This is a genomic window from Mycobacterium sp. NGS18 (genome assembly GCF_059813185.1).
Genome location: NZ_JCALEC010000013.1, coordinates 22,304 through 48,448 on the forward strand (window position 1 = coordinate 22,304; position 26,145 = coordinate 48,448).

The window sequence follows — 26,145 nt, forward strand, 5'->3', positions numbered from 1 at the left end:
GCGCTACAGGGCGCAGCCGACCAGCACCGGCTCGGGGTGCAAAGTGATGCCGAACGCCGCGTGCACCCCGTCGCGCACGGTGCGCGCCAGGGCCAGCACATCGGCGGTGCTGGCGCCGCCCCGGTTGGTCAACGCCAGCGCATGCTTGGTCGATAACCGGCAGCGGGCGTCTCGATCGGCCGGATAACCCTTGCCGAAGCCGGACCGCTCCACCAGCCAGCCGGCCGCCAGCTTCACGCCGCCGGCGGTATCCCAGTGCGGGACCGGACCGCCCTCCCGATCCGCAATATTCTGGTAAATATCTTGTGGCACCACCGGATTGGTGAAAAACGAGCCCACACTCCAGGTGTCGTGATCGCTCCCGTCGAGCACCATGCCCTTGGCCGCCCGCAGCCGCAGCACCGCGGCACGCACGGTTGCCGGGTCGGCGCGGTCGCCGTCGGCGGCCTGTAACGCGGTGGCCAGCTCGCCGTAGCGCAGCGGCGCGCTGCGCCCGGCGGCGTCCAGGGCGAATTCCACCTCCAACACCACCGCCGCATCCGAGTGCTTGAGCACGCTGGTGCGATAGCCGAAGCCCAACTCCGCACCCGGGGTCCAGCGCACGGTGCCGGTGCGACGGTCCAACAGCCGCACTCGGGTCAGCGTGTCGGCGACCTCCGCGCCGTAAGCCCCGACGTTCTGTACCGGGGTCGCGCCGGCCGAGCCGGGAATCCCCGACAGGCACTCCAGCCCGCCCAGCCCCGCAGCGACCGCGCGGGCGACCACGTCGTCCCAGACCGCGCCGGCCTGGGCCCGCAGCAGGTTGCCGTCGATCTCGATGCGCTCTGCTGCCAGCAGCACGACGGTCAGGTCGGCCAGGTCGTCGGCGATCACCACGTTGGAGCCACCGGCCAGCACCAACGGGCGGACCCCGTCCCGGTCGAGTTCGCCCAGGGTGGCCACGACCTGCTCGGTGTCGACGCAGGTGATGACCCGTTGCGCGACCGGCCCGACCCGCAGCGTGGTCAACGGTGCGAGCGGCACCGCTTCGGCGACACGCGCGCCCGCGAACTGGGAACCCGCCACGGCCGGTAACGGTAGCCTGGCCAGCTATGCCGCGTACATTCACGCTGTCCGAGCACTATCCGGCAAGCGTCGAACAGGTGTACGCCGCATTCGCCGACGAGCAGTACTGGCTGGCCCGGCTGGCCGATTCGGGCGCCGACACCGTGACCCTGGACTCGATGACCGTCGGTGCCGACGGCAGTGTCGACGTCGTCACCACTCAGGGCATTCACCGCGGCAAGCTGCCGGCGCTGGCCGCCCAGTTCCATCCCGGTGACCTGGAGGTGGCGCGCCACGAGAAGTGGAGCCCGGTCCGCGACGGGCGGGCTGAGGCCGACGTCACCGGCAAGATCGTCGGCGCACCGGCGAAGCTGTCCGGCGATGCGGTGCTGGAACCGGCGGCCGGCGGTTGTGCGCTGCGGCTGACCGCCACGGTGCAGGTCGACATACCGCTGGTGGGCGGCAAGATCGAGAACTTCATCGGCACCCAGCTGACCGAGCTGATGACCGCCGAGCAACGGTTCACCTCGATGTGGCTGCAGCGAGGCGGTTAACCGGCGCCGGATTAGGCTGAACTCATGCGGATTGCGTGTGCGCAGGTCCTTAGCGGCGCCGACCCGGCCGCCAACCTGGACCTGGTGGCCGATTACACCGAGCGCGCCGCTGCGCAGGACGCCCGCCTGGTGGTGTTCCCCGAGGCCACCATGTGCCGGTTCGGGGTGCCGCTGGGCCCGGTCGCCGAACCGCTCGACGGGCCGTGGGCCACCCGGGTGCGCGAGATCGCCGACCGCGCCGGGATCACCGTCATCGCGGGCATGTTCACCCCGGCCGACGACGGGCGCGTTCGAAACACTCTGCTGGCCACCGGACCGGCAACCGACGCGCACTATCACAAGGTGCACCTCTACGACGCGTTCGGTTTCACCGAATCACGCACGGTGGCACCGGGTTTCGATCCGGTGGTGATCGATGTCGACGGCGTCGGGGTGGGGCTGTCCACCTGCTATGACATCCGGTTCCCGGCGCTGTACACCGAGCTGGCCGACCGCGGCGCTCAGCTGATCGCGGTCTGCGCCTCGTGGGGCGCCGGGCCGGGCAAGTTGCGGCAGTGGAAACTGCTGGCCTGCGCGCGGGCGCTGGACTCGACAAGCTATGTCGTCGCCGCCGGGCAGGCCGACGGTGGGCCCGCGAACTCTTCCGGCGCACCGACCGGGGTGGGCCACAGCCTGATCGCCTCGCCGTGGGGCGAGCCGGTGGCATCGGCCGGCCCGGAACCGGCGCTGCTGGTCTGCGACATCGACCTCGAGGCGGTCGCCACCGCCCGCCAGACGCTGGCCGTGTTGAGCAACCGTGCGGACTTTGTTCAGGTCGGTAAGGCAGAATCGCGCGGGTGAGCAATCCGCCCGGACCTCCCCACGGCGACCAGTCACCTTGGGCGCGCCCCGCCGGCGAGCCCGATCAGCCCACCGAGGGCATAGCTCCGCCTCGACCCGAGCCGTCGGCATCGCCGACCCGACAGATGCCGGTCGGCGATCCGCACCGCGACGAGCCGACCACCCGGATTCCCAGCGCGCCCGGGGCCTTTGCGCCCCCACCGTCCGCCCCGCCTCCCCCGGCCGCGCCGCCACCGGCACCGGAACCGGCCGGCGAGGCGCCCACCACCGTCATCGACACCGCCGCCACCCGGCAACGGCCGGCCAGCATACTGCGGGACCCATTGGCGCTGGTGCTGATCATTGTCACGGTGATCGCGCTGGCGCTGGCCGGCTTGATCGGCGCCGAGCTGATCGCCCGCCGGATCGCCGACAATAAGGTGGCCGCGGCCACCGAGTGCGTGGTCCACGACAAGGCCAAGGTGTCGTTCGGGGTGACGCCGCCGTTCCTGTGGCAGCACGTCACCGGCAACTACACCAACATCTCCATCCACACCGCGGGCAACCAGGTCAAAGACGCCCAGCAGATGACGGCCGACCTCAACATCTTCGACGTCGATCTGCACGGCACCGGAGACTCCAAGGGCACCATCGGCGCCCTGGACGCCACCCTGACCTGGCCGTCGGCCGGGATCAAGGAGACCGTCCAGTCGATGGTGCCGATCCTGGGCAACCTGGTCTCGGATTTGAAGACCAATGCCAAGGACGGCACCGTCGAACTCAAGGGCGCGTTCGGCCTGGCCAGCGTGGTGGTCAAGCCGGAGGTGGTCGACGGCGGACTCTCACTGCAGGTGCAGAAACTCACCGGCCTGGGTGCACTGACCCTGCCGCGCGAATCGATTCAGCCGGAGCTGGACCGATTCGCCAAGGAGCTGACCAAGCGTTACCCGCTCGGCGTGCACGCCGACAGCATCCAGGTCACCGATAGCGGTGTGGTGGCGCGGTTTTCGACCCGCAACGCCGCGATCCCCAAGTCCGACGACCCCTGTTTCGCCCACCTGTAACCTGCAGTGATGAGCACACTCGGATCAGCGCAGCCCTCGCATCGGTTCACCGGCCTGCCGGCGGTGCTGCTGGCACTGACAGTGCTGCTGGTACTGGCGGTGGTCGCGTTGTTCGGCGGACAGCTCTATGCCACGCACCGGGCCAAGAGCCTGGTCGCCGACGCGGTCCAATGCGAGGCGGAAGACAGCGCCACGGTGTCGTTCGCCTCCGATCCACCGGTGCTGGCTCAGTACCTGCGGGGCGACTACCCGCACATCTCGGTGCAGACCGCCGGCAACCAGATCCGCAAGGCCAAGGGCATGCAGCTCGACCTGGACATCCGCGACATCCACGTAGAGAAGACCGCTGACTCCAAAGGCACCATCGGGTCGCTGGACGGCACCATCACCTGGCCTACCGACGGCATCAAGCAGTCGATTCAGGATGTGGTCCCGGTGATCGGCAGCATTGTCACCGGCAAGGTCACCACCGACCCCGGCGCCGGCACCGTCGAGCTCAAAGGCCTGCTCAACCGCGCCACCGTCAAGCCGCAGATCGTCGACAACGGGCTGCATCTGGAGGTGGTGGATCTGGAGGCGCTGGGCAAGGACTTGGACACCGAGACCGTGCAGCGCAACCTCGATGACCTCACCGGCAAAGTGACCGGCGACCTTCCGCTGGGGATCCACATCGACAGCTCGCAGGTCACCGATTCCGGTGTGGTGGTGAAGTTTTCGACGCAGAACGCCACCATCCCGGCGTCGTCGTCGAGTCAGTGCTTCGCGAGACTGTAAGCGCTAGCCCAGCCCGTCGAGCACCGCGCGGGTGCCCGACAGTCCCAGTCGGGTCGCCCCGGCTTCGAGCATCGCCAGCGCATCGTCGGCAGTGCGGATACCGCCGCTGGCCTTGATGCCCAGCCGGTCGCCGACGGTGTCGGCCATCAGCGTCACCGCGCGCACCGACGCGCCGCCGGAGGGGTGAAATCCGGTGGAGGTCTTGACGAAATCCGCGCCGGCGTCTTCGGCGGCGCGACAGGCCGCGACCAGGGTCGCGTCGCCGCCCGAGTCCAGCAGCGCGGCGGATTCCAGGATCACCTTGAGCACGGCGTCGGGGGCGGCGGCGCGCACGGTGCCGATGTCGGCGCCCACCGCGGCGAAATCACCGGCCAGTGCGGCGCCGACGTCGATGACCATGTCGATTTCGGCGGCCCCGGCCGCCACCGCCAGCGCCGCCTCCTGCGCTTTGACCACCGGCAGGTGTTTGCCGGACGGAAAGCCCGCGACTGCTGCGATCCGGACCCCGGCCGGGTTGGCCGCCGCGGCGACGGCCACCACCGACGGTGACACGCACACGGCGGCGACGCCGAGTTCGGCTGCTTCGGCGACGACGGCGACGACCTGCTCAGTGGTCGCTTCGGGTTTGAGCAGGGTGTGGTCGACCAGTTTGGCCACCTGGTCGCGGTCCCATCCGGGCATCAGAAGGCCTCCTCGGCGGCACCGGGATTACATCCGGATTCCAGCATCGTCACACCGTCGACGACGGGCCGCCACGGTTCCAGGTTCCAGCTGGTCTTGCCGGGCCGGGCGAACTCGGCATAGTTCCAGTGGCACAGAAACTGGTCTTTCATGCCCGGGGCGTCTGCTTCCGGAGCAGCGGCGAGCACTTCTCGCCAGGCCTGCTCACCCTCGGCGGCGGCATCCAACCGGGCGGCCGCGGCCCGGCCGGCCAGGCTCGGATACACCCGCAGGCTGGACAGGTCGCCGTAGCTGACCCACTCGGTGTAGTCGACGAGACGCGAGAGCCCGGCCTCGGCTGCGGCCGGCGCGGCGGCCGTGAACAGGGCCGCCGTCAGCACTGCGGCCGCCCCGACAGAACCGACCATGCGGCTAATGGGACTTGCCCTGAACCTCGAGCAGTCTGGGCCGCACGTCGACCAGGTAAACCCCGGCGGCACAGGCGGCGATCGCCATCCCCATCACCTGCAGCACCAGGGCCAGCAGCCCGCCCACGCCGAGGATCACCAGCCAAACCGGCTTGGACAACTTGTCGGCAGCGGTGTATGCGTCGGACCGCTGCATCGCAGCGTGGACGAACGCATACACCGACGTCGCGAAGACGGCGAGCTGCAAAACGCCGAGGACGATACCCACCAGGCTCATAGCGAACACGCTGCAAGCCTAAGCGGGTACCGTCCCGGGCGTCGAACTGCGGTTACTTCTGGGTGACCTTCTTGGCCGGAGCCTTCTTGGCGGCGGGCTTGGCAGCCGCCTTCTTGGCCGGGGTCTTCTTGGCCGCGGCGGGCGCCGGAGCCTTCTTGGCGGCCCCACCAGCCGGAGCAGCCTTCTTGGCCTGCTCCTTCTTGGGCAGCTCGATGCCGACCAGCTTGGCGGCGCGCTCGCCGACCTCGCGGGTCTGCGACGCGACGTTGCCCAGCACCTCCTGGGTCAGCTCGACGGCCTGGTCGACGTAACCCTCCACCTGCGTCGAGGCGTCATCGAGACCGGACTGGTTGCGCAGCCGCTCCAGGGCAGCCTCGCCACGGGCGACCAGGTCGCTGTAGCGGCCGCTGGCGGCCTCCACGTAGCCCTCGGCGGCCTTGCGCAGCTCGTCAGCGGTGAAACGCTCCCGAAGCTCGGCGAACTGCTCGGGCAGCTCCTCCTGCAGCTTGTTCAGGCGCGCACGGCTCTCCTCGACCCGGCTGCTGGCGTCCTCGCGGGCCTCACCGGCGCGCTCGCGCAGGTTGGCGACGAGGTCGGTCATGGTGGCCAGGGCCAGGTCGGCAGCGCCGATCGCGGCGAGCAGCGGGGCCTTCAGTTCTTCGATGCTGGGGTTCTCGGCCATGTCAGGGATTCCTTTCAGGTTGGTTTCTTCTTGTGTGGTTGAGGACGAATGAGGATCAGGCAGGTGTCGTCTCCTCACCGTCGGCTTCGTTCTGCTGGACGAAGGAGGTGTAGATGTCGAGCAGAACCTGCTTCTGTCGTTCCGTGATCGCCGCATCGGCAATGACGGCGTCGCGGACCTCGCTCTTCTCGCTGGGCTCCAGGATTCCCGCACGCACATAAAGCACCTCGGCGGAGACCCGCAGGGCCTTGGCGATCTGATTGAGGACGTCAGCGGAGGGCTTGCGCAATCCGCGCTCGATCTGGCTGAGGTACGGATTGCTGACGCCGGCCTTGTCGGCCAGCTGCCGCATGGAAACCTGTGCGGCTTCGCGCTGCGCCCGGATGAAGCTGCCGATGTCCGCCGCAGCCGTGGAGACCGCTGCGGTGAGCTTGTCGTCCTGCGACACCGGTGGCCCCTTTCGTGGACTTACGACTGCTGACGAAATCCACGATACGACCCAGTGCTAACTTTTGCAAGCACTTGCTAGCGCAGGTCAGAACATAAGTTGAGCTATGGCGTAGATCACCAGCCCGGCAAGCGCACCCACCACGGTGCCATTGATCCGGATGAACTGCAGATCGCGTCCGACATGCAATTCGATTCGCCGGCTCGCCTCCGCGGCGTCCCAGCGCTCGATGGTCTCGGTGATGATCGCGGTGATCTCCACCCCGTAATGGGCCACCAGATGCTGTGCGCCGCGCACGATCCAGTTGTCCACCTTGTCGCGCAGGTCGGCCTTGTCGCGCAACGACTCACCGATCTGGACGACGGTTGCGGCCACCCGTGTGCGCAGCGCCCCCGAGGGGTCGTCAACACCTTCGAGCACCAACCGCTTCAGCGTCCGCCAGGCCGTCGCCGCGGCGTGGGCGACCTCCTCGCGGGCCATCAGCTGCTCCTTGACCGCATCGGCTTTGGCGATGGTCGCCGGGTCGTTCTGCAGGTCGTCGGCGAACTCGAACAGGAACCGGGTCGCGCTGCGCCGCAACTCGTGATCGGGGTTGCGGCGCACCTTGTCGGTGAAGTCCATCAGCTCGCGGTGGATCCGGTCGCCGACCAGGTGGTCGACGAACCGCGGCGACCAGGTCGGCGAATCCCGCTCCACCACCCGCTGAATGACTTCACCGGCATTCAGCGACCACTGGAACGCCCGGTCGGCCAGCAACTGGATCAGCGCCTCCTGCCGGTTCTCGGCCAGCAGGGTGCCCAACACCCGGCCGACCGGCGGTCCCCAGTGCGGCTCGGCGACGCGCTGCACGATCATCCGATCGATCACGTCCTGCACATCGTCGTCGCGCAGCATCTCGATCAACACCCGCAGCACGGTCGCGGTCTCGGCGGCCACCCGCTCGGCATGGTCCTGATCGGAGAGCCACTTGCCCAGCCGTCCGGCGATCTGCGCGTCGCGCAGCTTGGTCTCCACCACCGGCGGCGACAGGAAGTTCTCCCGCACGAACGTGCCCAGGCCCTCGCCGAGCTGGTCCTTCTTGCGTTTGATGATCGCGGTGTGCGGGATCGGGATGCCCAGCGGGTGCTTGAACAGCGCGGTGACCGCGAACCAGTCCGCCAGGGCGCCGACCATGCCGGCCTCGGCGGCGGCACCGACGTAACCCACCCAGGTCGGGGCTGCGCCTTCCACGCCGTGGGCCGCGACCCACCGGCACAGTAGGAAGACGACGGTCGCACCGAGCAGGAAGCTCAGTGCGACGACCTTCATCCGGCGCAGATCGCGCAGCCGGACGGCATCGGCGGCCGGATCGGCGTCGGCGAACGACTCCGCCAGCGACTGCACGGTCCGCGCCGCACCCGGCCACGCCGGGCGGTTTTCTCGATGCACCACCACACCATCATCCGCCATCGCGGGCGCTTCGCCTCTCCTCGTCGATAAGTCACCGGTAACTGTTACCGGACCACAGAGTTTGCTGGACCAGGCCGTATTATCTATACGTCTAGTGAATGGGAACCCGTGATAGTGGCAGAGCAGCTTCGAGCCGGGGTCGCCAAGACCGATGGTCGCAAGCGGCGCTGGCACCAACACAAGGTCGACCGCCGAAATGACCTGATCGACGGGACGATCGAGGCGATCCGGCGCCGCGGACGCTACGTGAGCATGGACGAGATCGCCGCCGAGATCGGCGTATCCAAGACGGTGCTGTACCGCTACTTCGTCGACAAGAACGACCTGACCACCGCGGTGATGATGCGCTTCGCCCAGACCACGCTGATCCCCAATATGGCGGCTGCGCTGTCGGCGAACCTGGACGGCTTCGACCTGGTCCGCGAGATCATCCGGGTGTACGTGCAGACGGTGGCCAACGAGCCCGAGCCGTACCGGTTCGTGATGGCCAACAGCTCGGCGTCCAAGAGCAAGGTGATCGCCGACTCCGAGCGCATCATCGCCCGGATGCTCGCGGTGATGCTGCGCCGCCGGATGAACGCGGTCGGCATGGACACCCAGGGGATCGAGCCGTGGGCGTACATGATCGTCGGCGGGGTGCAGCTGGCCACCCACTCGTGGCTGCTGGACCCGCGGATGAGCGCCGATGACCTGATCGACTACCTGACGATGCTGAGCTGGAACGCGTTGTGCGGCATCGTCGAGGTGGGCGGGTCGCTGGAGAAGTTCAACGCCGGCCCGCACCCGTCGCCGATGCTGCCCTGGCGGCGGGCGGCGCAAGCTCAGTAGGTGTAGAAGCCCCGTCCGGACTTCTTGCCGAGCTGGCCGGCCTCGACCATGCGCAGCAGCAGCGGCGGCGCGGCGTAGAGCGGCTCCTTGAACTCCTCGTACATCTTGTCGGCGATCAGCTTGAGCGTGTCCAAGCCGACGAGGTCGGACAGCCGCAGCGGGCCCATCGGATGCGAGAGCCCGGCGACGATCGCCCGGTCGATGTCCTCGACGGTGGCGAACCCCGACTCCAGCATGCGCACCGCCGACAGCAGGTAGGGCACCAGCAGGGCGTTGACCACGAAACCGGAGCGGTCCGAGCAGCGCACCACCTGCTTGCCCAGCACCGCGCTGGCGAACTCCTCGGTGCGCGCGGCGGCGGCTTCGTCGGTGACCAGCGTGCTGACCAGCTCGACCAGCGGCAACACCGGCACCGGATTGAAGAAGTGCAGACCCAGCACCCGCTGCGGGTTGGCGGTGGCGGCGGCGATCTTCATGATCGGGATCGACGAGGTGTTCGAGGCGAGCACCGCGTCGGGGTCGGTGATCACCCGGTCCAGTTCGGCGAAGATCTTGGCCTTGACGGCGTCGTCTTCGATGACGGCCTCGATGACCAGCTGCCGGTCGGCCAGCTCGCCCAGGTCGGTGGTAAAGGTCAGGTTTGCCACGGCGTCGTCGCGCTCGCGTTCGGTGATCTTGCCGGCGCTCACTCCGCGCTCCAGCGACTTGACGATCCGGTTGCGTCCCGCGGTGACCAGGGCGTCGGTGGTCTCGAAGACCTTCACCTGCACGCCGGCGCGCGCGGACACCTCGGCGATTCCGGCGCCCATCTGCCCGGCTCCGATGACACCTACTCGTTGGATCGACACTTCATTCCTTTCAGCCTGGCGGCAATTTCCTGGTCAGTCTCGGCGGCAATTTCCTGGTCAGTCTCGGCGGCAATTTCCTGGTCAGTCTCACGGCGGCAATTTCCTGGTCAGTCTCACGGCAGCAACAGGCCCCGCCCAGGCTGGCTGGGCGGGGCCTGCGCTGTCAACTCCCCCGCGGCACAATCCGACAAGCACCGCGGAAGCCATTCACCGGCGAGCAGACACGAAAGCCCCTAAAAAGCTCTACAGGACGGGGCTTTCGCGACTGCTCGGCGGAAAGTCAGTGACTCAGTGGAACTGGCCCTCTTCGGTCGAGCCGGCCAGCGCGGTCGTCGACGACGTCGGGTCGACGGTGGTGGCGATCCGGTCGAAGTAGCCGGCACCGACCTCGCGCTGGTGCTTGGTCGCGGTGTAACCCCGCTCCTCGGCGGCGAACTCGCGCTCCTGCAGCTCGACGTAGGCGCTCATCTGGTTGCGGGCGTAGCCGTGCGCCAGGTCGAACATCGAGTAGTTCAGGGCGTGGAAGCCGGCCAGCGTGATGAACTGGAACTTGAAGCCCATCGCGCCCAGCTCGTTCTGGAACTTGGCGATGGTCGCGTCATCCAGGTGCTGCTTCCAGTTGAACGACGGCGAGCAGTTGTAAGCCAGCATCTGGTCGGGGAACTCGGCCTTGACGCCCTCGGCGAACTTGCGGGCCAGCTCCAGGTCCGGCGTGCCGGTCTCCATCCAGATGAGGTCGGCGTAGGGAGCGTAGGCCTTGGCGCGGGCGATGCACGGCTCCAAGCCGTTCTTGACCCGGTAGAAGCCCTCGGCGGTGCGGTCACCGGTGATGAACGGCTGGTCGCGCTCGTCGACATCCGAGGTGATCAGGGTGGCCGCCTCGGCGTCAGTGCGGGCGATCACCACGGTCGGCACGCCGGCCACGTCGGCGGCCAGACGGGCGGAGGTCAGCGTGCGGATGTGCTGCTGGGTGGGGATCAGCACCTTGCCGCCCAGGTGGCCGCACTTCTTCTCCGAGGCCAGCTGGTCCTCCCAGTGCGAACCTGCGACGCCGGCGGCGATCATCGCCTTCTGCAGCTCGTAGACGTTGAGCGCGCCACCGAAGCCGGCTTCACCGTCGGCCACGATCGGGGCCAGCCAGTTCTCCACCGAGGTGTCACCCTCGACCTTGGCGATCTCGTCGGCGCGCAGCAGCGCGTTGTTGATCCGGCGCACGACCTGCGGCACCGAGTTGGCCGGGTAGAGGCTCTGGTCGGGGTAGGTGTGTCCGGACAGGTTCGCGTCACCGGCGACCTGCCAGCCGGACAGGTAGATGGCCTTCAGGCCGGCCCGGACCTGCTGGACGGCCATGTTGCCGGTCAGTGCGCCCAGGGCGTTGATGTAGTCCAGGTCGTGCAGCTGCTCCCAGAGCACCTCGGCGCCGCGGCGGGCCAGGGTGTGCTCCTCGACGACGTGGCCCTGCAGCGCGACGACGTCCTCGGCCGAGTAGGTGCGGGTGACGCCCTTCCAGCGCGGGTTGTGGTCCCAGTCGTGCTGGATCTGCTCGGGGCTCTTCGGCGTGCCGACGGTCGACATGGCTGCTCCTTCATGGTCGCGACCGCCGGGCGCTTCTCGGACTTGCCAACACCCCGACGGATTCACTGGTGTGTTAATGCGACCTTGACACACCACATCAGCCCAGGTCCACTGGTTTTTGTTGCCAAGTTTGGCAAAACAGTACGACCGTTATGCGAAGTTTGCGAAGAATCATGCGGAGGCCCTCTTGTGGTCCGTGCCGCAAAAGCTACCGGTCGGTAACTTATCTACACAGCTCAACGCGGGTTTTAGCAGTACGCCCGTACTGACTAGAACGTGTTACAGCGGGAAGATCGCGGCGAGCGCTTTGACCTCTTCGCCCACCAGGTATGTGAGCGTTCTAACAGCGCGATCGGCCAGTTCGGGCCCGAACCGATCGGTCGATCCGGCCGGGTGGATGTGCGAGACAATCTCTAGTTTGTCGCCGAGCGCGACGGCGGCTTCATGCTCCAGGGTGACCCGCAGCGGCGCCGCGAGCAGCTCCGGGTAGCTCGACAGGTAGTCCTCGACGACAGTCCAGTACACCGAGTTGTTCATGTGATCGAAGATGTCGATGTCGGTGAACCGGATCGGGTACTCGTGGATCTCGGCCGCGTCCTCGCGGCCACCGGATTTCAAGTAGGCCTTCCAGCGCAGCCGGTCGACACCGGTGGTGCGTTTGAGCCCAGCCAGGAAATCTTCGGAGATGCGCGCCGGGCCCTGGGTCTCGCGGTTGATGTTGATCCAGAACGCCTCGGATTCGATGAGGCCGCCGCTGCGCTTACCGTCGATGCGGACCCGCATCTCGCACCAGCGGTTGGAGGTGCCCGAGCACCAGCGCCGCACCCGCAGCACGTCCTGGAACTCGACGGGTGCGATCAGGTCCATCATGGTGCGCCGAACGATCCAGAGCGGGTGAGTGGCCTCGTACCCCATCTCCCGGAGCTGGTCCTGGCCGATGTCCTGGATGTGGCGGGCAGCCGCGTCCATCCGCAGCCGGCCGCGCCGGTCGACGTCGGCGACCCGCAGCGGCCACTGCCGGTCGAAAACGTCCGGGTGGGGGTCGGGCACCGGCATCAACACCTTCGCCAGACCGGTCGGCTCATCTGTCGGCTGCATCGAAGCTCCCCGTCGTTTTCCCTGAGTGATCATGCCATGCCAATGATGCGAATGCCGCCTTCGCAACAGGTAGGGTCGGTGAAGTGGCCAAGACCTACGTCGGTTCCCGGGTGCGCCAGCTGCGCAGCGAGCGCGGGTTCAGTCAGGCCGCACTGGCGCAGATGTTGGAGATCTCACCGAGTTACCTCAACCAGATCGAGCACGACGTCCGGCCGCTGACGGTGGCCGTGCTGCTGCGCATCACCGAGGTCTTCGGGGTCGACGCCACCTTCTTCGCCTCCCAGGACGACACCCGGCTGGTCGCCGAGTTGCGCGAGGTCACGATGGACCGCGACCTGGACATCGACGTCGCACTGACCGAGGTGGCCGAATTGGTCAGCGCCCACCCCAAATTGGCCCGCGCGATGGTCAACCTGCACCGCCGCTACCGGATCACCACCGCCCAACTCGCCGCGGCCACCGAAGAGCGCTACACCGACGGCAGCGGCACCGGCGCAATCACCATGCCGCACGAAGAGGTCCGCGACTACTTCTATCAGCGACAGAACTACCTACACGAACTCGACACCGCCGCCGAGCAGCTGGCCACCCGGATGCGCCGGCACCAGGGCGAGCTGGCCGTCGAGTTGGCCAACCGGCTCACCGAGGTACACGGCGTGCACATCAACCGCCGGATCGATCTGGGCGACACGGTGCTGCACCGCTACGACGCGACGACCAAGACCCTGGACATCTCCACCCACCTGTCCTGGGGCCAGCGGGTTTTCAAGATGGCCGCGGAGCTGGCCTACCTGGAATTCGACGACCAGATCTCGGCGATGGTCGACGAGGGCAAGTTCACCTCGAAGGACTCGCGGACTCTGGCCAGGCTGGGGCTGGCCAATTACTTCGCCGCGGCGATCGTGTTGCCCTACGGGCAGTTCCACGACAGTGCCGAGACGTTCCGCTACGACATCGAGCGACTGTCGGCGTTCTACCGGGTCAGCTACGAGACCATCGCCCACCGCCTTTCCACCCTGCAGCGGCCGTCGATGCGCGGCGTGCCGTTCTCCTTCGTCCGCGTCGATCGCGCGGGAAACATGTCAAAACGTCAGTCGGCCACCGGCTTTCACTTCTCCTCCAGCGGCGGCACCTGCCCGCTGTGGAACGTCTACGAGACGTTCGGCAACCCGGGCAAGATCGGCGTGCAGATCGCCGAGATGCCCGATGGCCGCAAATACCTGTGGGTGGCGCGCACCGTCGAACGCCGCGCCGCGCGGTGGGGCCAGCCGGACAAGATGTTCGCCATCGGGCTGGGCTGCGAACTGCGGCACGCCCACCGGCTGGTCTACTCCGAGGGGCTCGACCTGCACGGTGGCCAGGACGTGCCGGCCACCCCGATCGGTGCGGGTTGCCGGGTCTGCGAACGCGACAACTGTCCCCAGCGGGCGTTCCCGGCGCTGGGCCGCGACCTCGATCTCAACGAACACCGCAGCACGGTGTCGCCGTATCTGGTAAAGCAACAGCGGTGACAGCTCGTATCCCCCAAGCCCCCGGCCTGCGCGACCTCGGTCTCGCCAACTGGCTGGTCTGCAAAGTCGTCGCGGCCCGCCAGCGCGTGCCCCGGGCGCATCTGTTCACCACGCTCGGCCAGCACAAGCGGTTGATGTGGTCCTGGTTGCCGTTCGGCGGCGTGCTGATGCGCGGCGGCAAGCTGTCCACCCGCGACACCGAGATGGTGATCCTGCGGGTGGGGCACCTGCGCGACAGCCAGTACGAACTGCAGCACCACAAGCGGATGGGCCGGGCCGCCGGCCTGGACGACGCCACCCAGGCCCGCATCTTCGAAGGCCCCGGCGGTCCCCGTTTCGGGGAACTCGACGATCGTCAGCGCGCCATGCTGACCGCGATCGACGAACTGGTGGAGACCCGCACCCTTTCGGATGCCACCTGGGCGGAGTTGTCGAAGCACCTGGATCGTCCTCGGCTGATCGAATTCGTCATGCTGACATCGCAATACGACGCGCTGGCCGCCACGCTGAGCGCACTGCGGGTGCCGCTGGACTTCGACGAGTAGCGCTGCGTGACAGCTACCGTTGGCCACGACCTGGCCGTCGCCGGGGGCGGGATCCTGCTGATCGCAGCCGTGCTGATCGTCGTCGGGCGAGCGCTGGTGCGCCGAGGCGCCGGCCCGCTGGTCACCCGCAAGATTCCCCATGCCCTGTGCGGGCTGTTCGCCGCCCTGGCCGCCTTCCAGCTCTCGCACCAGGCGGTGGTGGCGGGCGTGCTGGCCGTCGCGACGGTGGCGTTGGCGGTCATCGTGGAGCGGGGCATGATTCCGGTGCCGGGGGTTTTCGACGGGACCCGCTCCCGCGACTACGGGCTGGTCGGGTTCGCCGCCGGGGCACTGGTCGCGGTGCTGGCGTTCTGGCCGGATCGGGTGGCGATCGCCGCGGGTGTGGTGGTGCTGGGCCTGGCCGACGCGGGTGCGGCGCTGATCGGGGACCGCTTCGGCCGGCACCGGGTGGAGGCCGGCGGCGGGGTGCGCACCCTGGAGGGTTCGGTGGCCTTCGTGGCGATCGCCTTCGCGGTGTCGCTGGTGTTCTGCCTAGCCGGTCTCGAACTGAATTCGTTCCTGGCAGTAGCGGTTTCGGTATTCGTCGCGGTGACGACGGCGGCGGTCGAGCTGCTGGTATGGCCGGCGGCGGACAACCTGCTGATCACGCCGTGGGTAGCGCTGCTGTTGCACGTCGCGCGTGAGCTGTCGACCGACGACGCCCTGCGCTGGTTGGCGGCGGCCGTGTTCAGCTGCGCCATCGTGCCCTTCATGCTCCGGATGCGCTGGCTGGATCTGCCCGGCGCGCTGTGCGGCGGTCTGATCGCCGGGGTCGCCGTCGGTCTCGGCGGGTGGGCGTGGATCATCCCGGCCGCGGTGTTCTTCTCGCTGACCAGCCTGCTCACCGCCTATCGCCGGCCCGGCCGGTCGGCAGGTATGCGCACCATGAGCCAGGTCGCGGTCAACGCCGGCCTTCCGGTGCTGGTGCCGGTGATCGGGTTTGCCTTCACCCGCGATCCGGCCTGGTACGCCGTCTCCATCGGCGGGATCGCCGCCGGCATCGCCGACTCGTGGGCGTCGGAGATCGGCCGCTTCTCCCACCGGGAGCCGCTATCGCTGCGGAGCTTCCGCCGGGTCCCCAAGGGCAGCTCCGGGGCGGTGTCACCGCTGGGCTCGGCCGCCACCGTGCTGGGAGCGCTGGCGGTGGGCGCATTCGGTGCCGTGTTCGGCGGGTGGACGATGCTGCCGGTCGGGCTGGCCGCCGGCGTGGTCGGCTCGCTGGTGGACACCGCGATCGGTGCCAGTGTGCAAGCCCGGTTCGTCTGCGCGGCCTGTCAGGCCACCGTGGAGGACCGGCTGCACTGCGGGGCACCGACGCAGCCGTCGTCGGGGTGGCGATGGGTGGGCAATGACGTGGTCAACGCCTGCGCCAACGCGACCGGCATGCTCACCGGATTCGCAGTTTTCGTACTGGTCGGAGGCTGAGCAGGCTGACTGGGCGGCCGGGGCACGCCGCGCCGAAAACTCACGGCGCACCGCGGCCCTTCGGGGCGTACTGTCAACCGCAGTGTTGAGCCACCAGCACGTCGTCCCCCGACTTCGCTTCCTTCCGGACAGGACCCGCCGTGGCAAAATCAACAAGCGCACGATCCAAAGCCGAGTCCCAGTGGCTCTCTAAATCCGCTGCGCAGACGCGCGGGTCAGACAAAGGCGAAGTGCAGTTCCACTACGACATCTCCAACGACTTCTTCAAGCTGTGGCAGGACCCATCCCAGACCTACAGCTGCGCCTATTTCGAGCGCGACGATATGACGCTGCAGGAAGCGCAGCTGGCCAAAGTCGATTTGTCGCTGGGCAAACTGGGCCTACAGCCCGGGATGACGTTGCTCGACATCGGCTGCGGGTGGGGCTCGACGATCCGGCGGGCCGCCGAGCGCTATGACGTCAACGTCATCGGCCTGACGCTCTCGGAGAACCAGAAGCAGCACATCGAGGACAACGTGTTCGCGACCTCCACCAGCACCCGCCGCATGGAAGTGCGGCTACAGCCCTGGGAGGAGTTCGACGGGCAGGTCGACCGGATCGTGTCGATCGGCGCGTTCGAGCACTTCGGCTTCAACAAGTACGACGACTACTTCAAAAAGACGTTCAGCTGGATGCCCGACGACGGGGTGATGCTGCTGCACAGCATCATCATTCCCAGCGATGAGGAGATCAAGGCCAAACAGCTGCCGCTGACGATGTCGCGGGTGCGGTTCATCAAATTCATCATGGACGAGATCTACCCCGGCGGGCGGCTCCCGCTGGCCGCGCAGATCACCGACCACGCCGGCAACGCCGGCTACACCATCACCCGCGAGCAGCACCTGCAGCCGCACTACGTTCGGACCCTGGACACCTGGGCGGACAATCTGGAAGCCCGCAAGGACGAGGCCGTCGCCATCACCTCCGAGGCCATCTACGAGCGGTTCCACAAGTACTTGACCGGGTGCGCCGAGCTGTTCCGCGTCGGCTACACCGACGTCGCCCAGTTCACCTGCGAGAAAGCGGCCGCCTGACGGGCTTGGGCGGCGTCCGGATTCACCAGGCAGGCAGGAGCTCAGACAGATGGCCGATACCACGTCGGGTGCACCGAAGATGCCGGTGGCGTATGAGGATGTGCAAGCCCACTACGACATCTCGAACGATTTCTTCGGCTTGTTCCAGGACCCTACCCGGACCTATAGCTGCGCCTATTTCGAGCGCGAGGACATGTCGCTGCAGGAGGCGCAGATCGCCAAAATCGATCTCGCGCTGGGCAAGTTGGACCTCGTCCCCGGGATGACGCTGCTCGACGTCGGCTGCGGATGGGGTTCGGCGATGCGGCGGGCGATCGAAACCTACGACGTCAACGTGGTGGGTCTGACGCTGAGCAGGAACCAGTGCAGCCTCGGCCAGCAGGTGCTGGACGACGTCGACACCGGCCGCTCCCGCCAGATTCTGCTGCGCGGCTGGGAGGAGTTCGACCAACCCGTCGACCGCATCGTTTCCATCGAGGCGTTCGAAGCCTTCCCCAAGGAGCGCTACGCCGCGTTCTTCGAGCTGTGCCACCGGCTCATGCCCGACGACGGGCGGATGGTGCTGCAGACCATCATGGGTCACCCGCTGAAGCGCTGGCCGGAGATGGGCATCCCGATCACGATGACCGACCTGCGGTTCATGCGCTTCATCGCCAAGGAGATTTTCCCCGGCGGCTCGGTGCCGTGCGACGAGGACGTCCTCGAATATTCTGCGGCGGCAGGGTTTTCGCTGGCCGAGCGCCACGACCTGACACCGGACTACGTGCGGACCCTGGACACCTGGGCGACCCGGCTGCAGGCCGCGCGGGACCAGGCGATCGCCGTGACCTCCCAGGAGATCTACGACCGGTATGTGAAGTACCTACTGGGCTGCGCCGACTTCTTCCAACGCAATGTCAGCTATGTCGCCCAGTTCACCCTGGTCAAGGGCTGATCGAACGTCAGAAGTTGATCATGTGACCGGTCAGCCCGTGGAAGCACTCCTGCAGCGCCTCGGACATGGTCGGGTGGGTGTGCACATTGCGGGCCAACTCGCCTGCGGTCAGGTCCCATTTCTGCGCCAGAGTCAGCTCGGGCAGCAGCTCGGAGACGTCGTGGCCGATCAGGTGTCCACCGAGCAGTTCGCCGTAGCGGGCGTCGGCGATCAGCTTGACGAACCCGCTGGGATCCCCGGCTCCGTGGGCTTTGCCGTTGGCGGTGAACGGAAACTTGGCCACCTTGACGTCGTAGCCCTCGTCGCGGGCCTGCTGCTCGGTGAGCCCGAAACTGGCCACCTGCGGCTGGCAGAACGTGGCCCGCGGCATCATCCGGTAGTCGCCCAGCGGCATCGTCTCCGCACCGGCGATGGTCTCGGCGGCCACCACGGCCTGAGCCTCGGCGACGTGGGCGAGCTGCAGCAGACCGGTGACGTCGCCGATCGCGTAGATGTGCGGCACCGAGGTCTGCATGTACTCACCGACGCCGATCGCGCCCCGGTCGGTGAGCGCAACACCGGCCGCCTCCAGCCCGTAGCCCTGCACGTTGGGCGCAAAACCGATGGCCTGCAGCACTTTCTCGGCCTTCAGCGTCTCGCTGTTGCCGTCCTTGCTGACGACGACGGCGACCGTCGACCCGTCGTCTTCGATGCTTTCCACCTTGGTTCCGGTGCGGATGGTGACACCGAGTTTCTTGAACTGCTTCTCGATCTCCTTGGACACCTCGGCGTCCTCGTTGGGCAGCGCCCGCGGCAGGAACTCGACGATGGTGACCTCGACGCCGTAGTTGGCGAGCACGTAACCGAACTCCATGCCGATCGCGCCGGCGCCGGCGATGACGATCGATTTGGGTAGTTCCCGGGTGAGGATCAGCTGCTCATAGGTGACGACGTTGTCCGACAGCGAGGTGCCGGGCACCAGCCGGGTGCTGGAGCCGGTGGCGATGATGGCGTGGTCGAAGGTCACCGATTCGGTGCCACCCTCGTTGAGGGCCACCGACAGGGTGTGGGCGTCGGTGAAGGTGCCGTAGCCGTGGATCTCGGTGATCTTGTTCTTCTTCATCAAGAAGTGCACCCCGGCCACCCGGCCCTCGGCGACCTTGCGGCTGCGGTCGAAGGCCGCCCCGTAGTCGAAGGTGGCCTCACCGGTTATCCCGAAGACTTTGGCTTCCTTGGTGAAGATGTGCGCCAGCTCCGCGTTGCGCAGCAGCGCCTTGGACGGGATGCAGCCGACGTTGAGACAGACGCCACCCCAGTATTTGGGCTCGACGATGGCGGTGTTGAGGCCCAACTGGGCGGCACGAATGGCCGCGACATAACCACCGGGGCCGGCTCCGAGGACTACGACGTCATAGTGGGTCACGGATTCACCCTATCCGGTGCAGCCTGCGGTCTCCGGTCTCGGTTCAACCGCCCCACCCGGCGGTTATGCGACGCCTGCCAAAAAACATCCGCCGTGGACCAATCCACGAGCCCGGACGCTCCGAATACCTCATGGGGGTGCTTCGGGGGTTCCTGATTCGCTCCGCACTTCGCGACCGACACGGGGATACGAAAGGCCCATGACGATGACCGAGCGTCTCGCACCACACTTTGCCGATGTCCAGGCTCACTATGACTTGTCCGACGACTTCTTCCGCCTGTTCCTGGACCCAACCGAGACCTACAGCTGTGCCTACTTCGAACGCGAGGACATGACATTGGAGCAGGCGCAGATCGCCAAGATCGATCTGGCCCTGGGCAAGCTGGGCCTGCGGCCAGGCATGACGCTGCTCGACATCGGCTGCGGCTGGGGCGCCACCATGTGCCGCGCGATCGAACGATTCGACGTCAATGTGGTCGGCTTGACCCTCTCGTATAACCAGGCCGCCCACGTTCAGCGGACGTTCGATGCGATGGACAGCTCGCGGAGTAGACGGGTGTTACTGGAAGGCTGGGAAGGGTTCGACGAACCGGTCGACCGGATCGTGTCCATCGGCGCGTTCGAACACTTCGGCCACGAGCGCTACCGGGCGTTCTTCGAGATGGCTCATGCCGTGCTGCCCGCCGACGGAGTGATGCTGCTGCACACCATCTGCGGCCTGCGACCCGGCGAGGCCCAACAGCTGGGTATTCCGTTCACTTTCGAGGCGGCCCGGTTCATCAAGTTCATCCTGACCGAGATCTTCCCCGGCGGGCGACTCCCCTCGATCCCGATGGTCGGCGAACGTTCCGCCGCAGCCGGCTTCACCCTGACCCGAGAGCAATCGTTGCAGCCGCACTACGCCAGAACATTGGACTGCTGGGCCGCGGGGCTGGAGGCACACCGCGATGAGGCCATCGCGACGCAGTCGCAGGAGGTTTACGACCGCTACATGAAGTACCTGACCGGCTGCGCGCAGATGTTCCGCCGGCGCCAGGCGGATGTCGTTCAGTTCACGCTGAAGAAGCTGGAAGACGGGGTGAGCGCATGATCCCGACACCGATTCCCGGACCCGGCATGCCGCCTCCCTTCACAGAGGTCCAGGCTCATTACGACCTGTCTGACGACTTTTTCGCCCTCTTCCTGGATCCGACGCGGACCTACAGCAGCGCCTACTTCGCTGCGCCTGACACCACCTTGGAACAGGCGCAGATCGCCAAGCTGGACCTGCACCTGGACACCCTGGATCTACGCCCCGGCATGACGCTGCTCGATATCGGCTGCGGCTGGGGGTCGGCCCTCAAGCGGGCGGTCGAGCGCTACGACGTCAACGTCATCGGCCTGACCCTGTCGCGGAATCAGCGGGCCTACGCCCAGCGGTTGCTCGACGACATCGACAGCGATCGCAGCCGTCAGGTGCTATTGCACGGTTGGGAGGACTTCCGACTACCGGTCGATCGGATCATCTCGATTGAGGCCATCCCGTACTTCCGTTACGACCGTTACCGCACATTCTTCGAGAACTGCTTTGCGGTCCTGCCGCCGGGCGGCCGGATGACAATTCAGAGCAACGTCGGCTACCACCCGTATGACCTTCACGCCCGCGGAAAGAAGCAGACCTTCGATACGGCCAAGTTCATCCGGTTCATGATCACCGAGATCTTCCCGGGCGGACGGCTGCCCACCACGGAGATGATCATGATCCGCGGCGTGGAGGCGGGATTCGCGCTGCCCGAGGTGCTCTCACTGCGGCCGCACTACATCAGGACCCTCAAGACCTGGGGTGATGCCCTGGCCGCACACCTGGACGAAGCTCTGGAGATCACCTCCGTCGCCGTGTATGAAAGGTACATGAAGTATCTGCGCGGCTGCGCGTATTACCTTGGCGACGAGAGCCTGGACTGCAGCCTGCTCACTTACCTCAAACCGACCACCCCATGAGCGGGCCCCGGCAGCGCGACGACCTGAACGTCCTGTTAGGGCAAGTCGCCCGCCGCGACGTCGACGCATTCGCTGAGTTCTACGACCGCACCAGTCCGCGGGTGTTCGGTCTGGTGACCCGGATGGTCCGCGATCCCGGCTACAGCGAGGAGACCACCCAGGAGGTCTACTTGCACGTATGGCGCAAGGCCACGCAATTCGATCCGGCATCTGGGTCGGCGCTGGCGTGGCTGTTGACGATCGCGCACCGGCGCGCCGTGGACCGGGTGCGTACCGAGGAAGCGGCCGGCAGGCACGAAGCGCGGTACGCGGCCGCCACCACGGACCGCCCGGCCGACGTGGTCTCCGAATCAGCGATTCTTCGTGAAGAAAGTCGTCGCGTGGCCGAGTGTCTCGACTCCCTCACCGACATCCAGCGCCGCTGCATCGAGCTGGCGTACTACGCGGGCCTGACCTATGCCGAAGTGTCGACCCGGCTGGCGGCCAACCTAGCCACCGTCAAGTCCCGAATGCGAGATGGATTGCGCGCCTTGCGTAATTGCCTGGGGGTGCGATGACGACTCCGACCGATGACGAGCTGTCGACGCTGGCCACGCCCTACGCCCTGGACGCCGTTTCGGCCAGTGAGCGCGCGGACATCGAACGGCGCCTCGCCGCAGCCCCCGCCGATCAGGCCCGCGCGTTTCGTGATGAGGTCGGCGCGGTGCGCGAGACGATGGCGGTGATCTCGGCCGGCACCGCACTCGACCCGCCGGCGGGCCTGCGCGATCGGGTGCTGGCGGCGGTGCGACCAGGGCCGCGGTTCGGCTGGCGGGCAGCCGGATTCGCCGCGGCCGCCGCCGCAGTTGTGGCGATCGCGTTCGGCGCGGGATTGGCGCTGCGGCCCGCGGCGACGCCGCCGGCGGCCGAGCAGGTGTTCACCGCGTCCGATGTGCGTACGGCCAGCGGCGCGATCCCCACCGGCGGAACGGCCACCGTCGTCTACTCACGCGACAGGGACGCCGCCGTCCTGGTGATGAACAACATGGGGCCGCCGGCGGCCGGCACCGTCTACCAGATGTGGCTGATCGAGGACCAGCAGCCGCGGTCCGCGGGCATCATCGGTCCGCAGGCCGTGCATCCGTCGACCACGGAGGTCATCCGCGACCTCGGCCGCGCCGCAACGCTGGCCTTCACCGTCGAACCGAGCGGGGGCTCCGAGCAGCCGACCAGCCAGCCGTTCGTGGCGCTGCCGCTGGAGTGATGTCGACCGTGTTTCGGCGCTACACTGAAACACATGGCCTCGAAGAACATCACGTTGACCATGCCGGCGGAGTTGGTTCGTCGCGCGAAAGTGTTTGCAGCGCAGCGCGACATGTCCGTGTCGAGCCTGGTCGCGCGGCTACTCGAGCAACTTGTCGGTCAGGTGCAGGACTATGACGACGTGGCCGATCTCGAGCGACGAATGATGAGCGGGGGTACCGGCCTTCAGATCGGGTCGATCACCTGGTCCCGGGACGAACTTCACCAGCGCTGACCATGGAGTTCGTCGACACCAATGTCCTGCTCTATGCCTACGACACGGCCGCTGGTGATCGACATGAGACCGCCCGCGCATTGGTTGAACGGCTCTGGCGTGAACGCCGCGGCGCCTTGAGCGTGCAGGTTTTGCAGGAGTTCTACGTCAACGTGACGCGCAAGGCGATCAAACCGATCGACCCGGCGTCGGCAGCTGACCGGCTCAAAAGCCTGTCTCGATGGCGAGTCCACTCTCCGCTGGCGGACGACGTCATCGCCGCGGCCACGTGGTCGGTTCGGCACCAACTGTCCTTCTGGGACGCCATGATCGTCCGCAGCGCCGCCGAATTGCGTTGTGACACTTTGTGGACCGAAGATCTCAGCGATGGGCAGGTGATCGAGGGGGTGCGGCTGGCCAATCCGTTCAGTACGGGATGACTCCCCCGACGCAGCGCTCCACGTGCTGGCAGAAGTAGTGGCCGTACAGCGGCGCCGCGGCGACGGCCGAGGCGAAGACCGCCGACATCAACGCGATCGCCACCGCGGCCAGCAGCGGTTTCTCGCCCACCATCGCCACGATCAGCCCGGCGACGATGCACCCGGCCGCGTAGAGCACCACCACGAAGACGGCCGGGGTCTTGTCGGCCAGCGAATACCACCAGGAGAACAGGCCCAGCCCGATCCCGGCCGCGGGGATCCACACCGCGAGAAGCACCAGCGCCAGGTGCCACCACTTCAGGAACCGGAATTGGCCGGCGACGGCAACGGGCTTGGGGGGCTTGACCGGCGTCGGAGGTGAGATCAGGGCCGGCCCGGGCTGCGATTCCGGTTCGGGCTCGTCGGCCGGTGCCGGCAGCGGGGTCGGATGCGGGCCGGTGTCGAAGCTCGGCGGCCAGTGCGGCTCGGTCAGGGGCAGCGCCCCGGTGTCGGTGGTCTCAGACACCGGAGACCGCCTGAATCGCCGCCAGCGCCCCGAACCAGCCGACCGCCAGCGCGAGCAGAAACGCACCCACTGCGGTTACCCAGCGGCGCGAGGAGACGAACACCAGCATCAGCCCCGCGACGCTGGGCACGCCGAGCACCAGCGCGATCGCCACATCCGGGCGCACGGAGACGGTGACCAGCAGCGTCGTCCCGATCCCGATGAGGATGCCGACGGCGGTGCCGACCAGCATGGTGCTGCTCAACAGCCAGGGGCGCGGCAGCGGAATCACACCAGCAGATTTTACGACCGCGGCCCCGCTCAGTGCGGGAGCGACCCGGTGATCACCGGGACTTCGTCGAGCAGCGCGTTCTCGTCGTCGGTGAAGGCCCGACTGCGGGACAGGAACCGCATGCCCTCCGGCGCCTCCAGGCTGAACCCGGCGCCGCGTCCAGGTACCACGTCGATGATCAGCTGGGTGTGTTTCCACGCCCCGAACTGCGGGCCGGAGATCCACACCGGAATGTCCCCGGCTCGGTCGTTCGGGCGGAGCACCCCGAGCAGCACGTCGTGATCCCCGACGATGAAGTCGCCGTCGGGGTAGCACATCGGCGCCGAGCCGTCGCAGCAGCCGCCGGACTGGTGAAACATCACCGGGCCGTGCCGGGCCACCAGGCGAGCCACCAGCTCGGCCGCCGCATCGGTGATCAGCACCCGGTCCGGCGCAGCCATCAGAACATGCCCATCAAAAAAGACCCTGTGCCGTCTGGGAGTAGGACACCAGCAGGTTCTTGGTCTGCTGGTAGTGGGCGAGCGCCATCTTGTGGTTCTCCCGGCCGATGCCGGACTGCTTGTAGCCGCCGAACGCAGCATGCGCCGGATAGGCGTGGTAGCAGTTGATCCACACCCGGCCGGCCTGGATGTCGCGGCCGGCCCGGTAGGCGGTGTTGCCGTCGCGGCTCCACACTCCGGCGGCCAGCCCGTAGAGGGTGTCGTTGGCGATGCCGATCGCGTCGTCGTAGTCGCTGAACGACGTCACCGAGACCACCGGGCCGAAGATCTCCTCCTGGAAGATCCGCATCTTGTTGTGCCCGCCAAAGATCGTCGGCTGCACGTAGAAGCCGCCGGACAGATCGCCGCCGAGTTCGGCGCGCTCGCCGCCGGTGATGACCTTGGCGCCCTCCCCCTTGCCGATCTCGATGTAGGACAAGATCTTTTCCAGCTGGTCGTTGGAGGCCTGCGCGCCGATCATGGTGGCCGCATCCAGCGGGTCACCTTGGCGGATCGCCTTGGTGCGGATCGCGGCCAGCTCCAAAAACTCGTCGTAGATGTCGGCCTGGATCAGCGACCGCGACGGGCAGGTGCACACCTCACCCTGATTGAGGGCAAAGCCCGCGAAGCCTTCCAGAGCCTTGTCGCAGAAGTCGTCGCCGGCCGCCAGCACGTCGGAGAAGAAGATGTTGGGACTCTTGCCGCCCAGCTCCAGGGTGACCGGGATGATGTTGTGACTGGCGTACTGCATGATCAGCCGCCCGGTGGTGGTCTCGCCGGTGAAGCCGATCTTGGCGATCCGGTTACTGGACGCCAGGGGCTTGCCGGCCTCCACCCCGAATCCGTTGACCACGTTGACGACTCCGTCGGGTAGCAGGTCACCGATCAGAGTCATCAAGAACAGGATCGACGCCGGGGTCTGCTCGGCGGGCTTGAGCACCACCGCGTTACCGGCGGCCAGCGCCGGCGCCAGCTTCCAGGCCGCCATCAGCAGCGGAAAGTTCCACGGGATGATCTGGCCGACGACGCCCAGCGGCTCCTGGAAGTGATAGGCGACGGTGTCGTCGTCGATCTGGCTCAGCGCGCCCTCCTGGGCCCGGATCGCCGACGCGAAGTATCGGAAATGATCGGCGGCCAGCGGAATGTCGGCGACCAGGCACTCCCGGATCGGCTTGCCGTTGTCCCACACCTCGGCCACCGCCAACTCTTCGCGGTGCTCGTCGATGCGGTCGGCGATCTTATTGAGGATCGCCGCGCGATCGGCCGGCGACGTCTTGCCCCAGGCCGGCGCCGCCGCCTGCGCGGCGTCCAGCGCCTTGTCGATATCGGCGGCCGTCGAACGCGGGATCTCGCAGAACGGCTCACCGGTGACCGGGGTGATGTCCTCGAAGTACTCACCGGAGGCCGGCGCCTCCCACTGCCCGCCGATGAAGTTCCCGTAGCGGGACTCGTAACTCATCAGTGCCCCCGCGGACCCCGGGCGTGCGAAAACGGTCAT

Annotated in this window: 30 protein-coding genes and 1 pseudogene; 16 read left to right on the top strand and 15 right to left on the bottom strand. The window is 67.2% G+C overall.

Annotated elements, in window-relative coordinates:
- Nucleotides 1-3 precede the first annotated feature (3 nt).
- A complete protein-coding gene (locus AC5Y31_RS19380; protein ID WP_499982252.1) occupies nt 4-1,065 on the bottom strand; it encodes a UDP-N-acetylmuramate dehydrogenase in 1,062 nt (353 codons plus the stop codon).
- Between the two features lie 26 nt (nt 1,066-1,091).
- Here AC5Y31_RS19380 and AC5Y31_RS19385 point away from each other — a divergent pair, with 26 nt between their 5' ends.
- Genes AC5Y31_RS19385 through AC5Y31_RS19400 form a run of 4 tightly spaced genes read left to right on the top strand, consistent with a single transcriptional unit; the run spans nt 1,092 to nt 4,255 of the window.
- Nucleotides 1,092-1,598, top strand: coding sequence for a DUF2505 domain-containing protein (locus AC5Y31_RS19385; protein WP_499982255.1), 507 nt, complete (start codon nt 1,092-1,094; stop codon nt 1,596-1,598).
- Between the two features lie 24 nt (nt 1,599-1,622).
- On the top strand, nt 1,623-2,438 hold the full coding sequence (locus AC5Y31_RS19390; protein ID WP_499982258.1) for a carbon-nitrogen hydrolase family protein: 816 nt from the start codon (nt 1,623-1,625) through the stop codon (nt 2,436-2,438).
- The gene (locus tag AC5Y31_RS19395) at nt 2,435-3,481 is read left to right on the top strand and encodes an LmeA family phospholipid-binding protein (protein ID WP_301631747.1); all 1,047 of its coding nucleotides are present in this window, start codon (nt 2,435-2,437) and stop codon (nt 3,479-3,481) included. Before AC5Y31_RS19390 ends, AC5Y31_RS19395 begins: the two co-directional genes overlap by 4 nt.
- 9 nt (nt 3,482-3,490) lie before the next feature.
- Complete coding sequence (locus AC5Y31_RS19400; protein WP_499982261.1) at nt 3,491-4,255, top strand: LmeA family phospholipid-binding protein; 765 nt, start codon at nt 3,491-3,493, stop codon at nt 4,253-4,255.
- 3 nt (nt 4,256-4,258) lie between these two features.
- On the opposite strand, the gene deoC is transcribed toward AC5Y31_RS19400, so the two are convergent.
- From deoC to AC5Y31_RS19430, 6 genes are all read right to left on the bottom strand, one after another.
- A complete protein-coding gene (gene deoC / locus AC5Y31_RS19405) occupies nt 4,259-4,936 on the bottom strand; it encodes a deoxyribose-phosphate aldolase (protein ID WP_065026577.1) in 678 nt (225 codons plus the stop codon).
- On the bottom strand, nt 4,936-5,343 hold the full coding sequence (locus tag AC5Y31_RS19410) for a DUF2599 domain-containing protein (RefSeq protein ID WP_499982263.1): 408 nt from the start codon (nt 5,341-5,343) through the stop codon (nt 4,936-4,938). Before AC5Y31_RS19410 ends, deoC begins: the two co-directional genes overlap by 1 nt.
- Before the next feature lie 4 nt (nt 5,344-5,347).
- Nucleotides 5,348-5,620, bottom strand: a complete 273-nt coding sequence (locus tag AC5Y31_RS19415; protein WP_065026591.1) for a DUF2516 family protein — start codon at nt 5,618-5,620, stop codon at nt 5,348-5,350.
- Between the two features lie 52 nt (nt 5,621-5,672).
- Nucleotides 5,673-6,302, bottom strand: coding sequence for a heparin-binding hemagglutinin (locus AC5Y31_RS19420; RefSeq protein WP_499982264.1), 630 nt, complete (start codon nt 6,300-6,302; stop codon nt 5,673-5,675).
- Between the two features lie 55 nt (nt 6,303-6,357).
- On the bottom strand, nt 6,358-6,750 hold the full coding sequence (locus tag AC5Y31_RS19425) for a helix-turn-helix domain-containing protein (RefSeq protein ID WP_064854912.1): 393 nt from the start codon (nt 6,748-6,750) through the stop codon (nt 6,358-6,360).
- A gap of 87 nt (nt 6,751-6,837) precedes the next feature.
- A complete protein-coding gene (locus AC5Y31_RS19430; RefSeq protein ID WP_499982266.1) occupies nt 6,838-8,199 on the bottom strand; it encodes a DUF445 domain-containing protein in 1,362 nt (453 codons plus the stop codon).
- 114 nt (nt 8,200-8,313) lie between these two features.
- Between AC5Y31_RS19430 and AC5Y31_RS19435 the strand changes: the two genes are divergently transcribed.
- Nucleotides 8,314-9,027, top strand: a complete 714-nt coding sequence (locus AC5Y31_RS19435) for a TetR/AcrR family transcriptional regulator (RefSeq protein ID WP_499982267.1) — start codon at nt 8,314-8,316, stop codon at nt 9,025-9,027.
- Here AC5Y31_RS19435 and AC5Y31_RS19440 read toward each other — a convergent pair.
- The 3 genes from AC5Y31_RS19440 to AC5Y31_RS19450 all read right to left on the bottom strand — a co-directional run bounded on the left by AC5Y31_RS19440 (nt 9,021) and on the right by AC5Y31_RS19450 (nt 12,548).
- The gene (locus AC5Y31_RS19440; protein ID WP_082966641.1) at nt 9,021-9,875 is read right to left on the bottom strand and encodes a 3-hydroxybutyryl-CoA dehydrogenase; all 855 of its coding nucleotides are present in this window, start codon (nt 9,873-9,875) and stop codon (nt 9,021-9,023) included. The genes AC5Y31_RS19435 and AC5Y31_RS19440 overlap by 7 nt on opposite strands.
- A 288-nt stretch (nt 9,876-10,163) precedes the next feature.
- The gene (gene aceA, locus AC5Y31_RS19445) at nt 10,164-11,450 is read right to left on the bottom strand and encodes an isocitrate lyase (protein ID WP_064854909.1); all 1,287 of its coding nucleotides are present in this window, start codon (nt 11,448-11,450) and stop codon (nt 10,164-10,166) included.
- 279 nt (nt 11,451-11,729) lie between these two features.
- Nucleotides 11,730-12,548, bottom strand: a complete 819-nt coding sequence (locus AC5Y31_RS19450) for an acyl-ACP thioesterase domain-containing protein (RefSeq protein ID WP_499982269.1) — start codon at nt 12,546-12,548, stop codon at nt 11,730-11,732.
- Between the two features lie 83 nt (nt 12,549-12,631).
- Between AC5Y31_RS19450 and ramB the strand changes: the two genes are divergently transcribed.
- From ramB to AC5Y31_RS19475, 5 genes are all read left to right on the top strand, one after another.
- A complete protein-coding gene (gene ramB, locus AC5Y31_RS19455; protein WP_065026583.1) occupies nt 12,632-14,059 on the top strand; it encodes an acetate metabolism transcriptional regulator RamB in 1,428 nt (475 codons plus the stop codon).
- The gene (locus AC5Y31_RS19460; protein WP_499982270.1) at nt 14,056-14,604 is read left to right on the top strand and encodes a carboxymuconolactone decarboxylase family protein; all 549 of its coding nucleotides are present in this window, start codon (nt 14,056-14,058) and stop codon (nt 14,602-14,604) included. The genes ramB and AC5Y31_RS19460 overlap by 4 nt, the downstream gene beginning before the upstream one ends.
- Nucleotides 14,605-14,610: 6 nt before the next feature.
- Nucleotides 14,611-16,068, top strand: coding sequence for a DUF92 domain-containing protein (locus AC5Y31_RS19465; protein ID WP_499982271.1), 1,458 nt, complete (start codon nt 14,611-14,613; stop codon nt 16,066-16,068).
- Nucleotides 16,069-16,208: 140 nt separating this feature from the next.
- Nucleotides 16,209-17,141: a cyclopropane mycolic acid synthase family methyltransferase gene (locus tag AC5Y31_RS19470; protein ID WP_499982272.1), complete on the top strand. Its 933-nt coding sequence runs from the start codon at nt 16,209-16,211 to the stop codon at nt 17,139-17,141.
- A 49-nt stretch (nt 17,142-17,190) separates the two neighbouring features.
- Complete coding sequence (locus AC5Y31_RS19475; protein ID WP_499982273.1) at nt 17,191-18,075, top strand: cyclopropane mycolic acid synthase family methyltransferase; 885 nt, start codon at nt 17,191-17,193, stop codon at nt 18,073-18,075.
- 7 nt (nt 18,076-18,082) lie between these two features.
- Here the strand turns inward: AC5Y31_RS19475 and lpdA are convergent, their stop codons facing one another.
- Nucleotides 18,083-19,477, bottom strand: coding sequence for a dihydrolipoyl dehydrogenase (gene lpdA, locus AC5Y31_RS19480; RefSeq protein ID WP_499982276.1), 1,395 nt, complete (start codon nt 19,475-19,477; stop codon nt 18,083-18,085).
- 205 nt (nt 19,478-19,682) lie between these two features.
- Here lpdA and AC5Y31_RS19485 point away from each other — a divergent pair, with 205 nt between their 5' ends.
- Genes AC5Y31_RS19485 through AC5Y31_RS19510 form a run of 6 tightly spaced genes read left to right on the top strand, consistent with a single transcriptional unit; the run spans nt 19,683 to nt 23,392 of the window.
- Nucleotides 19,683-20,567 (top strand): cyclopropane mycolic acid synthase family methyltransferase, encoded by an 885-nt coding sequence (locus tag AC5Y31_RS19485; RefSeq protein ID WP_499982277.1) that lies wholly within the window; start codon nt 19,683-19,685, stop codon nt 20,565-20,567.
- Complete coding sequence (locus AC5Y31_RS19490) at nt 20,564-21,457, top strand: cyclopropane mycolic acid synthase family methyltransferase (protein ID WP_499982280.1); 894 nt, start codon at nt 20,564-20,566, stop codon at nt 21,455-21,457. Before AC5Y31_RS19485 ends, AC5Y31_RS19490 begins: the two co-directional genes overlap by 4 nt.
- Nucleotides 21,454-22,014 (top strand): ECF RNA polymerase sigma factor SigK, encoded by a 561-nt coding sequence (gene sigK, locus AC5Y31_RS19495; RefSeq protein WP_499982282.1) that lies wholly within the window; start codon nt 21,454-21,456, stop codon nt 22,012-22,014. The genes AC5Y31_RS19490 and sigK overlap by 4 nt, the downstream gene beginning before the upstream one ends.
- Nucleotides 22,011-22,700, top strand: coding sequence for an anti-sigma factor (locus tag AC5Y31_RS19500; protein ID WP_499982283.1), 690 nt, complete (start codon nt 22,011-22,013; stop codon nt 22,698-22,700). Before sigK ends, AC5Y31_RS19500 begins: the two co-directional genes overlap by 4 nt.
- Before the next feature lie 33 nt (nt 22,701-22,733).
- Complete coding sequence (locus AC5Y31_RS19505) at nt 22,734-22,973, top strand: DUF6364 family protein (protein WP_065026307.1); 240 nt, start codon at nt 22,734-22,736, stop codon at nt 22,971-22,973.
- A gap of 2 nt (nt 22,974-22,975) precedes the next feature.
- Nucleotides 22,976-23,392: a PIN domain-containing protein gene (locus AC5Y31_RS19510; RefSeq protein ID WP_065026308.1), complete on the top strand. Its 417-nt coding sequence runs from the start codon at nt 22,976-22,978 to the stop codon at nt 23,390-23,392.
- Here AC5Y31_RS19510 and AC5Y31_RS19515 read toward each other — a convergent pair.
- The 4 genes and pseudogenes from AC5Y31_RS19515 to exaC all read right to left on the bottom strand — a co-directional run bounded on the left by AC5Y31_RS19515 (nt 23,379) and on the right by exaC (nt 26,145).
- A complete protein-coding gene (locus AC5Y31_RS19515; RefSeq protein ID WP_499982285.1) occupies nt 23,379-23,897 on the bottom strand; it encodes a hypothetical protein in 519 nt (172 codons plus the stop codon). The genes AC5Y31_RS19510 and AC5Y31_RS19515 overlap by 14 nt on opposite strands.
- On the bottom strand, nt 23,890-24,168 hold the full coding sequence (locus tag AC5Y31_RS19520; RefSeq protein WP_301631780.1) for a putative holin: 279 nt from the start codon (nt 24,166-24,168) through the stop codon (nt 23,890-23,892). Before AC5Y31_RS19520 ends, AC5Y31_RS19515 begins: the two co-directional genes overlap by 8 nt.
- 41 nt (nt 24,169-24,209) lie before the next feature.
- Nucleotides 24,210-24,608 (bottom strand): annotated as a pseudogene (locus tag AC5Y31_RS19525) (DUF779 domain-containing protein); the annotation flags it as partial.
- Between the two features lie 13 nt (nt 24,609-24,621).
- Complete coding sequence (exaC, locus tag AC5Y31_RS19530; RefSeq protein WP_499982288.1) at nt 24,622-26,145, bottom strand: acetaldehyde dehydrogenase ExaC; 1,524 nt, start codon at nt 26,143-26,145, stop codon at nt 24,622-24,624.